Origin of the sequence: Alistipes sp. An66 (assembly GCF_002161445.1) — a bacterium.
In the GTDB taxonomy this organism is placed as follows: domain Bacteria; phylum Bacteroidota; class Bacteroidia; order Bacteroidales; family Rikenellaceae; genus Alistipes; species Alistipes cottocaccae.
This window is the reverse complement of sequence record NZ_NFHT01000001.1, coordinates 409,713-422,184: the sequence shown is the minus strand read 5'-3', so window position 1 is coordinate 422,184 and position 12,472 is coordinate 409,713. Positions and strand designations below refer to the sequence as shown.

At 58.8% G+C, this 12,472-nt stretch carries 8 protein-coding genes; all 8 read left to right on the top strand.

The window, feature by feature from the left end:
• Window positions 1-2: 2 nt before the first annotated feature.
• The 8 genes from B5G16_RS01720 to B5G16_RS01685 all read left to right on the top strand — a co-directional run bounded on the left by B5G16_RS01720 (window position 3) and on the right by B5G16_RS01685 (window position 12,297).
• Window positions 3-2,381, top strand: coding sequence for a hypothetical protein (locus B5G16_RS01720; protein ID WP_087260450.1), 2,379 nt, complete (start codon window positions 3-5; stop codon window positions 2,379-2,381).
• A 628-nt stretch (window positions 2,382-3,009) separates the two neighbouring features.
• Window positions 3,010-3,246, top strand: coding sequence for a ParA family protein (locus B5G16_RS01715; protein ID WP_087260447.1), 237 nt, complete (start codon window positions 3,010-3,012; stop codon window positions 3,244-3,246).
• Window positions 3,247-3,759: 513 nt separating this feature from the next.
• Window positions 3,760-4,605: a prephenate dehydratase gene (locus tag B5G16_RS01710; protein WP_087260445.1), complete on the top strand. Its 846-nt coding sequence runs from the start codon at window positions 3,760-3,762 to the stop codon at window positions 4,603-4,605.
• A 52-nt stretch (window positions 4,606-4,657) separates the two neighbouring features.
• Window positions 4,658-5,722 carry a bifunctional 3-deoxy-7-phosphoheptulonate synthase/chorismate mutase type II gene (locus B5G16_RS01705; protein ID WP_087260443.1) on the top strand — a complete coding sequence of 355 codons (1,065 nt, stop codon included), beginning with the start codon at window positions 4,658-4,660 and terminating at the stop codon, window positions 5,720-5,722.
• A gap of 145 nt (window positions 5,723-5,867) precedes the next feature.
• Window positions 5,868-7,625: a YccF domain-containing protein gene (locus tag B5G16_RS01700; protein WP_087260441.1), complete on the top strand. Its 1,758-nt coding sequence runs from the start codon at window positions 5,868-5,870 to the stop codon at window positions 7,623-7,625.
• Between the two features lie 64 nt (window positions 7,626-7,689).
• A complete protein-coding gene (locus tag B5G16_RS01695) occupies window positions 7,690-8,409 on the top strand; it encodes a response regulator transcription factor (protein WP_442856524.1) in 720 nt (239 codons plus the stop codon).
• A complete protein-coding gene (locus tag B5G16_RS01690; RefSeq protein WP_087260437.1) occupies window positions 8,387-9,835 on the top strand; it encodes a sensor histidine kinase in 1,449 nt (482 codons plus the stop codon). Before B5G16_RS01695 ends, B5G16_RS01690 begins: the two co-directional genes overlap by 23 nt.
• Before the next feature lie 215 nt (window positions 9,836-10,050).
• Window positions 10,051-12,297, top strand: coding sequence for an inorganic phosphate transporter (locus B5G16_RS01685; protein ID WP_087260435.1), 2,247 nt, complete (start codon window positions 10,051-10,053; stop codon window positions 12,295-12,297).
• The last annotated feature ends 175 nt before the right edge of the window (window positions 12,298-12,472 follow it).

The following is a 12,472-nucleotide window of genomic DNA, read 5'->3' as shown; positions in this document are numbered from 1 at the left end:
CCATGACACGGCTTTTCGAACGAGGACTTGCTGCGGCGCTTCTGCTGCTGTTGCTGCTCTCCGGAGGCAAAGGCGCGGCCGCCAACCGCTACACGGAACTCTTCCGCGAGCGGGCCGACCGGGCCATTGCCGCCTTCGAGCGGGGGAAAACCGGCCATGACCGCCGCGAATCGCCCTGGAACGGCGACGTGAGCATGATCAATCTGGGATACTTGTGCTACGTGGTCGGCCTTGCAGACGAAGAGAAGCGATATGTAGATGTCGCCCTGAAAATGTACGACTGCTACCTCGATCAGGTGGATGGGAAGCTACTGACGGCCGACTTCCACGCCTATCGTCCCTTTGCCCTTATGACCCGACGTCTCGACACATCGGGCCTGTTGACCGGAGACCGCCGCACACGCGCCCGCAAATTGGCCGAAGGGTTCATGCACTGGTTCTCACCCCGTCACTCTGTCGCAAGGGTCTTCCTCGAGGAGATGTGGGACCACAATATCCACATGGCCACCTACGTAGCGGTCAGAGCACTGTCGTTGACCTTCCCCGACCTGCCGGGACAGACCGAGGCCGACTCACTCTGCAACGAGGTAGTCAACCGCATCATCCGGAAATGCGACCTCAACGAGAATGCCAGCAACTACTCGACACTCGGCGCCGCCTATTTTTACGACTTGCTCCGGCTCGACAACCGGATGGAGCGACTCTCCACGCCCGGATTCCGCGACTACTTTCTGCGGTGGCGCGACATGATGAGCCCGGCAATCATGCTGCCCGAGTTCGGCGACAGCTATTTCTACCACAACCAACTGCCGCTCGATCTGGTTCTGATGATGGAAGTGGCGGCCGGAAGCTTCAATGACGCGTCGTTCTCCGACGAGGCGCAAAGGATCATGTCGTCATACGGCCATACGGCCATCATCAGCGACGATCAGATGTTCCGCTCGCTGCTGCTGGCCGAACTGGAGCTTTCCTCCCCCTCACACGCCTCGGACAGAGGTCTTTCGTTTATCTCGAAGCGGCGTCTGGATTCCGGAGCCCTGACTTTCGACAAGCTGGTCCTCAAAACGGGAAACCGCCCCGGAGATGCCATGATCGCCATGGATCTCTACTGCCGGGGGAGCCATGCGCACGAATTCCGCGAATCGGCCATCCTCTACTACGAAGCAGGAGGGGTCCCGCTCTTCCATAGTCTGGGACGCCGGGGCACCTCGGGAGCCAACTTCGCCAACCTCTTCTGGATGACACCGGCGGGAAACTTTCCGGGGCATCCGGCCAAACACGTCTGGAATACCATGACAATTCCCATAGATCGGCTCCAACCCAAAGGTGAAAAATACATTTTCGGCAGTCGCAAGCTCGATTTCAGAACCTTTCCACAAAAGGATCTGAACCATATCGTCTTCGACAATCTCCGGCTGGTCGGACCCAAGGATACGTTGCTGATCGACGGATTCGAGACAGCAGAACTCTGGGATCGCAATCTGCTGCAACACAATCCGGCCGTAAGGATCGAAAGCGTCGAAGATCGCACCGAAGGTGACAGGGCACAACAAATCCAGTGGAATCTGTTTACGAACGAGGTGGTGAGCCGGCTTCTCCCCGAGTCGTTCATGGAGATGGAGATCGATCCGAAGCGGTATGACCGGATCTGTCTGGACTACAAGTACGAGGGGCCGCTGCCCTGTTTTCACTTCCGGGGCTGGTGCGCCCGGCAATTGGACATGGGTTGCGCGGTATTGGCGTGCAAAGTCCGGGGAGCGATCGTCAAACAACTAAGGCAGGATGCCTATGCACGGATCGAATACGACAACTACATGGAGCCGGGGGCCAAACTGACCCGGGAGATCGTTCTGACCCGGGAGGGCATACTCGTCATCCGGGACACGTTCCACCCCACGGAACGCTGCATCGGGATGGATGTCGGCCAGCTCTGGCAGCTTTACACGCTCAAGGAGCGTGGCCGGGACTATTTTGTCGCCTTTGATGACGGGCGGTTTCCGCAACCGGACGGTCGGGCACGCGAGAAACGCTGCATGCTGGTGAAGTATCTCTCGCCGACCGACATGGAGTGCGGGCACAAACAGTTCGTCCCGGGCTACATGCACGCCTATCGGCTTGAAGCGGAGCAGCGCGTCAATTATCGATCATTCCATACGACCTACTCGACGACCCGCGTGAAGGATCTGAAACCGCGGTCTCTGCTGCAAGTGATCTATCCGCTGGCCGAATCGGAATACCGAAATGCGGCCCAGATCGCCTCGGAGACGCAACTTGAACCGTCCCAAAGCGAATCATCCATCCGTATTCCGACTCCCGACGGTCCATATGTCCAGATCTCCTTTACCCAAACACTTCCGACTGTAATACGACCAATGAAATGAAAAGCGGCGGTCGCCCCCAACCTCATATTCGCAATACTCCTCGCTGAGACAGGACAAGTATATGTAACTCGGGATCGGGAATTTGGGGTTGTGTTTTCGCGGACGGGTCATTCAATAGAAGTTTTGGGGTTCGACTTGGGAGAACCTCACCCGCCTCGCAGAGCGAGGACCTTTGTCGGACAAACCGCCGGTTGTCGGACAAAGGCACACCTCGCTCCCGTCAGGCGACGGGTACAGTTTTGGCATCCAAAAAGAGCGTCTACGCTCTTGAAAGAGCATCCCCGAAACAAAAAAACACGTGCGGATTCTCCACCGCAATATTACGAGGATCTTCAGGGATTAAAAAACGCGGTTGTCGGCCATGCAAGGCCTCCGGAGGACACCGGGAACCAATCCCCAGAAACCGCATTACCTTGCGGACAGATGGATTCAAACCGACACATGACGGCATGGATATTCGATTGAAAAGAGATTTCTCCAAATAAATATTTCCGGATTTACAGATTTCCGGAAATCTGGATTTCTGGATTTCTGGAAATATCCACCCGAACGGAGATTCATGCACATTCATAGATATAGAGTTGAAAATCCAACACGACCAATCATCAACCCCTCAAATCTTCAAACGATGAAAACATCCGATCAACAAACATCCGGTTCCTGGAACATCTCCATCTGCAATCAGAAGGGAGGTGTCGGCAAGTCGGCCCTTACAACGCTTCTTGCCAGCTATCTGCACTACATCTGCAAACGCAAGGTGCTGGTCGTCGACTGCGACTACCCCCAATGGTCAATCTACACGCAACGCTCCCGCGAGTTGGAGATCAAATTTATTGGTTCTTATTTTGAGATAAGAAATATATAACGTATCTTTGCTTTGTAGCAAGGGAAAGTATTAAGGCGCAAAATCGGCCCGACAAACTAGTGACCCACTCATCGTGAAGAGGCGCAACAAATTGATACATAAGAGATGGACGAAGTAGGTTCAAGCCTCGTCAACAGCTCATCAATCAGGCGGTTGCAAATATTTGCTTCCGCTTTTTTCGTTTCGCCGGCTGCTCTTTTTCACACGACACCGGCCAAAAGCCGAATCCCCCCGCTGAAAAAATCCGGAATCAACACCTCAAAAAAAACACACCTCCGGATTTGATTTTTCAAAATTTTTCAGTATGTTTGTAGCCGGTTAAGGTTATTGAGTTTTCAGTACGATGAGACTTCACGGATTTGCATACTTCTTTTATTACTTTTTCTTTCACGCCAGAAGAGAAAGCGGGACGGTATGCATCTGATACCTTGAATTGAATCGAAAACAAACGCATAAATTCACGAAAATCCCGCACCGAACCCAGTGCGGGATTTTTCTTTAATCATCAACGCCATGGATCGAATCGCCATACAGGGCATCGCCGGATGCTACCACGAAACCGCTGCAAGGCGCTATTTCCCCAACCGGGATCTCAACGTGCTGCCCTGTTCGAGTTTCGATGCGCTCTTCGCCCGCATGTCCGAAGATCCCGAACTGCTGGGAATCGCCGCCATCGAGAACACCATCGCCGGAAGCCTGCTCCCCAACCACGAACTCCTGCAACGCAGCCGCGCCCGCATCGTCGGCGAGCAGAAACTCCGCATCTCCCACGTCATCGCAGCGCTCCCCGGGCAGACACTCGACGAAATCCGCGAAGTTCATTCGCACCCCATTGCGCTGATGCAGTGCGGCGAGTTCCTCAAAAGCCGCCCGGCCCTGAAAGTCGTCGAACGCGACGACACCGCCGGAAGCGCCCGGGAAATCGCCGAAGAACACCTCGCGGGAACGGCCGCCATCTGCGGGGCCGACGCCGCGGAGATGTACGGTCTCGAAATCCTCCGAAGCGGCATCGAGACCAACAAACACAACTTCACCCGCTTCCTGATCCTGGCCGACGAAACGCGCGCCGCGGAGTTCGACGATCCCGCCCGCACGAACAAGGCCTCGCTCGTCTTCACCCTCCGCCACACGCAGGGGAGCCTCTCGAAGGTGCTGACCGTCCTCTCGTTCTACGACATCAATCTCACGAAGATCCAGTCGCTGCCGATCATCGGACGCGAATGGGAGTACCAGTTCTACGTCGACGTAACGTTCGACGACTCCCTCCGCTACCGGCAGGCCGTCGATGCGGCACGTCCGCTGACCAGCGGATTCCGCATCCTCGGCGAATATGCCGAAGGCCCCAACCCCGCGATCTGAAACCCGATCGCATTCCCGAATCCGTCACGAACAATCAAAAATAGAAAACACCATGAACGATCTTCAACCCATCGCACTTCCCGGGGTCGACCCCCGCCGGCCGCTGGTCATTGCCGGTCCGTGCAGCGCCGAAACCGAAGAACAGCTCCTCAACACGGCCCGCATACTGGCCGCCGAAGGAATCCGCATCTACCGCGCCGGGCTCTGGAAGCCCCGCACGAAACCCGGCGGATTCGAAGGCGTCGGCGAGAAGGGAATCGCCTGGATGCAGCGCGTAAAGCGCGAAACGGGCATGTACACCGCCACCGAAGTCGCCACGCACCAGCATGTCGAGACGGCCCTGAAAGGGGGCATCGACCTGCTCTGGATCGGGGCCCGCACGGCCGCCAACCCCTTCGCCATGCAGGAGATCGCCGATGCCCTGCGCGGCGTGGACATCCCGGTACTGGTGAAGAACCCCGTCAGCCCGGACCTCGAACTCTGGATCGGAGCCATCGAACGCATTCACAACGCCGGAATCCGCCGTCTGGGCGCCATCCACCGCGGATTCACCTCGATCGACAAGAGCCTCTACCGCAACCATCCGATGTGGGCCATCCCCATCGAGCTGCACCGGCGTCTGCCGTCGCTGCCGATCTTCTGCGACCCGAGCCACATCGGCGGCAAGCGTGAACTGATCGCACCGCTCTCGCAGCAGGCCATGGACCTCGGATTCGACGGCCTGATCATCGAGGCGCACTGCACGCCCGACTCGGCATGGAGCGACAAGGCCCAGCAGGTGACGCCCGATGCGCTGGCCTACATCCTGCGCAATCTGGTCATCCGCGAGCAGACCACGACGACCGAGAATCTCAACGAGCTGCGCGCCCAGATCGACAAGCTCGACGACCAATTGCTGGAACTCCTCGTACGGCGGATGCGCGTCTCGCGCGACATCGGACAGTACAAGAAGGAGCACGACATGCCGATTCTGCAAACGCAGCGTTACGAGGAGTTGCTGGCGCGGCGTGCCGCGCAGGCCGTGGAGCTGGGCATGGACCGCGAATTCATGCGCACGGTGCTGCAAGCCATCCACGAGGAGTCGGTCCGTCAGCAGATGGAGGTCCTGGGGAAGTAAGTTTTTTTTGGGGGCCCGCATAAAAAACGGATTCCTTGTTCAGAAGGTTGATTTTCAAAAAAAAATCGACCTTCTTTTTTGTCAAATCGTCTTTTTTTTATAAATTTGTTATCCCTACCTGAAAACAACCCTCAAAAACCCCAAAATGAACGGCTGTCTGAACATCCTTTGGCATTTTCCGTTTCTCGGATTCCTGCATGCCCTCCTGTACGCGATACTCGGCGTGATTCTCTGCTGCACGATCATTCTTTATCCCGTTGGACTGGGATTTTTCCAAATCGCCCAATTCCTGCTCTCGCCCTTCTCATCGGCGTTAGTATCCCGCAAGGACCTCGATCTGATCCAGCCGTCCGAGCAAAGCACGGTGGCAATGGCCTATTCGACCCTCGTTTCCGTGCTTTACATTCCGTTCGGAATCCTTGCCGCGGCCGGGGCCCTCTTCACCATGCTGGGCGAATTCTTGAGCATCATCGGCATTCCGTGCGGCATTGTCTGGTTCAAGACGCTGCCGGCCATCTTCATGCCCGTCAACAAGGTCTGCGTCCCAAAGGCCGTCGCCGAAGAGATTGAGCGCGTCAAGGCCGGAAACACGGTCGCCGCGTTCAAGGCCGGGAACACCCAGGAATCCGATCCGGAATCCGACCCGGAATCCGACCCGGAATCCGACCCCGACCGTTTCGAAGAGGGAGTTTCGATCTCCGGAGAGAAACCCGAAGTCCGCAAATTCGACACGGTTCAGCTCCAAGAGATTGTTACGCATGCCGCGATGTATCGGGCATCGCTGGTCGAGGAGTGCCGCCATGAGTTGGAGATCCGCGAAAAAAGCAGTTCCTTCGCCGAGATGGTGGCAGCCATGGACGACGCGAAAATACGAGAGATTCTCGCCCACCCGCAACTCTATGCCGAAGAGTTGATCTATGCCTGCTCGCAAGAACATGTCGAACGCGACCGCATCCGGCAGGAGCAACAGGAGCGGGAGGCCGAAGCCGCCCGTCTTGAACGGGAACGGAAGGCCGAAGAGGAGCGTATCGCCCGAGAGCAGCGGAAAAAGGAGGAGGCGGAGCGCCGTGCGGTGGCATGGAAAAAGCAACGCCCGTATGTATTCGCCGTTATTGCCATTCTGGTGCTGGCCGGTATCGGCGTCGGAGGATACTCCTATTATAAGGAGCAAAACCGGTTGAAACAGGAGCGTATCGCCGCAGAGCAGCAGCGCGTCGCGGAAGAACTCCGAGCCGAGCAACAGCGGATCGCGGAAGAAAAAGCCGCCGAAGAACGGCGTCTGGCCGAAGAAAAAAGACGGGAGCAGCAGCGCATCGCGGCTGAAAAGGCTGCCGAAGAGCGGCGGATTGCAGAAGAAAAGGCCGCCGAAGAGCGACGCCTCGCAGCCGAGAAGGCCGCCGAAGAGGAGCGTATCGCCGAACAAAGGCGAGCCGAAGAACGACGAATTCTGGCGGAACAAAAACGAATCGCCATTGAAAAAGCGGAAAAAGAATATCGAGAAAGGCAACAGGCGGAATGGCAGGCCAAACAAAGAATGCTTTCCCAATACAAAGAAGGGGATTTGTTCGTAGATGGGGACGACAAGGGAGTAGTTATCAGACTCGATACACAAGGCATGCTGGTCATCGGCATGAGCGACATGTTCGGTTCCTGGCCCGGATATTATGCAAACACAAACGGATGGAGGCTGCCCACTCGGAAAGAGTTGGACTACATCCAATCCAACAAAGAGAAAATAAACCGATATTTAAGAGAAAACAAGGGTTCACAAATCCGCTCCGGGGTCTATTACTGGTCAGCGAACAAAGGGAGCAGAAGCAACGAAAGAATCGCCTCCAACGGATTCGAGATCTCGCGCGATTACAGCAACAAGAACTACATCCGACTGGTTCAATCTTTCTGAAAAGCCAGAAAGGGCTTATTACATTTCCGTGAAATGTCGGACGCCGGGCGTGTAACATCCGTGAATGTTGTGTAAATTTGGCACGGATTCAAACCCCGAAGCTATGGCAAAACACAAAATCCTCGTGGTCGACGACGAAGAGTCGCTGTGCGAAATCCTCCAGTTTAACCTCGAAGTCGAAGGATACGACGTCGACGTGGCGTACAGCGCCGAACAGGCCCTCGGCATGCACCCCGAACGCTATTCGCTCATCCTGCTCGACGTCATGATGGGCGAGACGAGCGGTTTCCGCATGGCCCGCATCCTCAAAGAGAATCCCGCAACGGCCCAGGTCCCCGTGATCTTCTGCACCGCCAGGGACTCCGAGGACGACACCGTCGCCGGGCTGAACCTCGGCGCCGACGACTACATCGCCAAACCCTTCTCCATCCGCGAGGTACTGGCCCGCGTGCGCAGCGTCCTCCGGCGCACCGCAACCGCCGAAGCCGAACACGAGACGATCGCCTTCGAGGGGCTCGAAATGGATCTCCGACGCAAGGCCTGCACCCTCGACGGGAAGGAGCTCGCCCTCACCAAAAAGGAGTTCGAAATCCTCGCCCTGCTCATCGCCCACCGCGGCGTGATCTTCTCCCGCGAGGAGATCCTCCACCGCATTTGGAGCGACGAGGTCATCGTCCTCGACCGAACCATCGACGTCAACATCACCCGCCTGCGCCGCAAGATCGGACCCTACGGCAAGCACATCGTAACCCGGCTCGGATATGGCTATGGATTTGAGGAGTAGTCTCTCCTACCACCGGCGGCTCTTCCTGCTGCTGCTGGCCTTCTCGTGGACGCTCGTGGGGTGCTTCGTGCTCTTCCAGTACGGGCGCGAAAAGCACTTCAAGGCCGAGCGGCTCAACGCCCGCCTGCAACTCTTCAACCTGCGGATGCTCGACGCTCTGGACGAAGGCGCCGACCCCGCCGCCTTCATCGCCTCGCACGACGAGTCCTTCGAGGCATTGCGCGTGACGCTCATCGACCGCTCCGGGCACGTCCTCTTCGACAACTCGCTCGACTCGCTCCCCGCGGCCAATCACCTCGACCGCCCCGAAGTCGCCGACGCACTGGCTCACGGAACCGGATACATCATCCGCCGCCACTCGGAGAGCACCCACCGCAACTACTTCTACTCGGCGATGTGCGGAGACCGGCACATCGTCCGTTCGGCCGTTCCCTACTCCGTGCCGTTGGGCGAGGTGCTCGCCGCCGACCGCGAGTTCCTCTGGTTCATGCTGGGCGTCACGCTGCTGATAAGCATCGCGGGGTATTTCGCCACCCGACGTCTGGGACACAACATTACGCGGCTGAACGACTTCGCCCAACGGGCCGAACGCGGCGAGCGCATCGACGACATCGCCCCCTTCCCGCACGACGAGCTGGGCGAAATCTCGAACCACATCATCCGCCTCTACGCCCGCTTGCAGCGCACGACCGCCGACCGCGACCGCGAGCATGCGCTGGCGCTGCACGAGGAGCAGGAGAAGATCCGCATCAAGAAACAGCTCACGAACAACATCAACCACGAGTTGAAAACCCCCGTGGCGGCGATTCAGGGCTATCTGGAAACGCTGCTGGCCAACCCCGGGATGGAGGGCAGCCAACGTACGGAGTTCCTCGAAAAGAGTGTCGCGCAGACCGAACGCCTGCGCCGCCTGCTTGCCGACGTCTCGACCATCACGCGCATGGACGAAGCGAGTCAGCTGATCCGGAAGGAGCCCGTCGTGCTGAACGAACTGATCGCCGAGGTGGCCGAAGAGATGGCACTGAAACCCGCCGAACAACGGCTGCGCGTAAACGTCGACGTCCCGAAGCGGGTCGAGGTCGTGGGCAACCCCGCGCTGCTGTCCTCGATCTTCCGCAACCTCGCGGACAACGCCGCGGCCTACTCCGGGGGACGCGACATCTACATCCGCCTGCTGGACGACACGCCCGAGGAGTGCTCGCTCCTCTTTGCCGACAACGGAATCGGCGTCGGCGAGGAGCACCTCCCGCACCTCTTCGAGCGTTTCTACCGCGTCGACAAGGGCCGCTCGCGCAAATTGGGCGGTACGGGGCTCGGACTTTCGATCGTCAAGAACGCCGTGATGATCCACGGCGGAACGATCACGGCCCGCAACCGCGAGCGCGGCGGACTGGAATTCCGTTTCTCGCTGAAAAAAAGAGGGTGACCGCCCATGTTTCACGACGTCGCAACATCCCTGTAACGGTTTTGTAATATCTGTTTCGGACCTTTGCTCCCGGTAAGCCGCAATTCTTCCGGAAGTCCCCGGCACGGCGCCGAAGCCCCGCCCCGCGGCGGATCCTGCAACGGCAGCCACGCGTCGACCTCCCCGAAGAGGGCTGCCCCGCAAGGGAAATTCACAAAAACCGTCAGATATTCACCATGTCTCCCCTGTTTACCGCCATCGTCATCATTCTGGCCATCCTGGCCGTGATGGGCATTGTCGTGGGTGTCGCCAACGACGCCATCAACTTCCTCAACTCGGCCATCGGCTCCAAAGTCGCGCCGCGCCGCACGATCCTCTGGATCGCCGCCGCCGGTATTCTGGTCGGAACGCTTACGTCCAGCGGCATGATGGAGGTCGCCCGCAGCGGCGTCTTCTATCCGGCGCAGTTCTCCTTCCCGGAGATCATGATGCTCTTCCTGGGCATGATGCTCGGAAACGTCCTGCTGCTCGACCTCTACAACACGCTCGGACTCCCCACCTCGACCACCGTCTCGATGGTCTTCGGATTGCTCGGAGCCGCCGTCGCCACGGCTCTCTTCCGCATCGCCGGCGATCCGGCCTTCTCCCTGCAAGACCTCTCGCAGTTCATCAACACCGGAAAGGCCATGGTCATCATCGCCGCCATCCTCCTCTCCGTGGCCTTCGCCTTCGTCGCCGGACTCTTCTACATGTATGTCTCGCGCCTGATCTTCTCGTTCCGCTACGCCCCCGTCTTCCGCCGCTGGGGCGCCGTATGGTGCGGAATCTCCCTCTCCGGAATCCTCTACTTCGCCCTCTTCAAGGGGCTGAAAAGCTCCGGGCTCATCCCCACGTCGGTCTCGGAGTACGTCACCGACCACGTGCTGCTCACGCTCCTCGCCTTCTGGGCCGTGGCATCCATCGTGCTGTGGCTCTTCCAGCGGATGCGGCTCAACATCATCCGCATCACGATCCTCTCCGGAACCTTCGCCCTGGCGCTCGCCTTCGCCGGAAACGACCTCGTGAACTTCATCGGCGTGCCCCTGGCCAGCTTCGACGCCTGGCAGATCGCCCGCGAGGCCGGCAGCGAAACCCTCATGATGGGAGCCCTCGAAGCCCCGGCCCGCGCGAACTTCCTGATCCTGATCGCCTCGGGAGTGGTCATGGTGCTGACGCTCTTCTTCTCGAAAAAGTCCCAGCACGTGGCCGAGACCGAACTCTCGCTCGCCTCGCAGCACGAAGAGGAGGAGCGCTTCGGCTCGACGTTCCTCTCGCGCGGGCTGGTGCGCCTGACGCTGATGGCCAACCACCTCTGGTCGGGCTTCGTACCCAAACGGATGCAGAAGGCCATCGACCGGCGCTTCGAGCCCCTGCCCGTCGAGGAGCGCGCCTCGGCGCAGTACGACATGATCCGCGCCGTGGTGAACCTCACCGCCGCCTCGATCCTGATCGCCATCGGTACCTCCTACAAACTCCCGCTCTCGACCACCTACGTCGTCTTCATGGTGGCGATGGGTTCGTCGCTGGCCGACCGCACTTGGGGACGCGAAAGCGCCGTCTACCGCATTACGGGCGTCATGGCCGTCATCTCGGGGTGGTTCATCACCGCACTGGGCGGGTTCCTCATCGCACTGGCCGTCACGGCCCTGCTGCTCTGGGGCGGATGGATCGCCGTCGTGGTACTCACGGTGCTCTGCGCCTGGCTGCTCATTCGCAGCCACCGAAAGACCCCCGCACTGAAAGAGGAGGCCGAAAAGGCCCTGCTGCCCCTCGAAAAGGCCGAAACCCCCGACGAGGTGCTCTGCGCCTGCATCGGCGAGGTCTGCAACACGATGCAGGAGGTCACGCGCATCTACAACCGCACGCTCGTGGCCGTCTTCAAGGAGAACCGCAAGGTCCTCAAGGAGATGGTCCGCGACTCGGAACGCCTCTTCTCGGAGGCCCGTGAGCGCAAGTACAACATCATGCCCACGCTGCGGCGCCTGCAGCAGTGCGACATCGACACCGGGCACTTCTACGTCCAGGTGGTCGACTACCTCTCGGAGGTGACCAAGGCCCTGATCCACATCACGCGCCCCTCGTTCGAACACATCGACAACAACCACGAGGGCATGTCGAAGGAGCAGATCGTCGACTTGATGCGCGTGAACGACCAGGTGGAGGAGATTTTCGACAAGATCAACGAGATGCTCGCCTCGAAGGATTTCACGGACCTCGACCGGGTGCTCGACATGCGCGACCGCCTCTTCGACACGATCGTCGAGGCCGTCAAGAGCCAGCTGCGGCGCATCAACAGCAACCCCTCGACCTCGACGCGCGCCAGCGTGCTCTACCTGACGATCCTCAACGAGACCAAGACCATGGTGCTCCAATCGCGCAATCTGCTCAAATCCCAGCACTACTTCCTGGAATCGCAGCACGAAATCGCTCCGTCAAGGCAATAGCCGTCGCGCTTCACACAAATGCAACGGGGCCGTCATTCCGATGAAACGACGGCCCCGTATCTTTGCAGCGTGAAAACCGGAAGCCCGGATTCACAAGTTGGTTTTAGGTTACACAAGCAGGTTAGTGGGAGATGCAGCGACGCGATGTCGCGGCATCTTCGTTTTTTTGAGGGCG

Excerpts from the sequence above, each read along its gene's own strand:
- B5G16_RS01715 (WP_087260447.1), top strand. The coding sequence starts at position 3,010 with ATGAAAACATCCGATCAACAAACATCCGGTTCCTGGAACATCTCCATC.
- B5G16_RS01695 (WP_442856524.1), top strand. The coding sequence starts at position 7,690 with ATGTTGTGTAAATTTGGCACGGATTCAAACCCCGAAGCTATGGCAAAA.
- B5G16_RS01705 (WP_087260443.1), top strand. The coding sequence starts at position 4,658 with ATGAACGATCTTCAACCCATCGCACTTCCCGGGGTCGACCCCCGCCGG.
- B5G16_RS01685 (WP_087260435.1), top strand. The coding sequence starts at position 10,051 with ATGTCTCCCCTGTTTACCGCCATCGTCATCATTCTGGCCATCCTGGCC.
- B5G16_RS01720 (WP_087260450.1), top strand. The coding sequence starts at position 3 with ATGACACGGCTTTTCGAACGAGGACTTGCTGCGGCGCTTCTGCTGCTG.
- B5G16_RS01710 (WP_087260445.1), top strand. The coding sequence starts at position 3,760 with ATGGATCGAATCGCCATACAGGGCATCGCCGGATGCTACCACGAAACC.
- B5G16_RS01690 (WP_087260437.1), top strand. The coding sequence starts at position 8,387 with ATGGCTATGGATTTGAGGAGTAGTCTCTCCTACCACCGGCGGCTCTTC.
- B5G16_RS01700 (WP_087260441.1), top strand. The coding sequence starts at position 5,868 with ATGAACGGCTGTCTGAACATCCTTTGGCATTTTCCGTTTCTCGGATTC.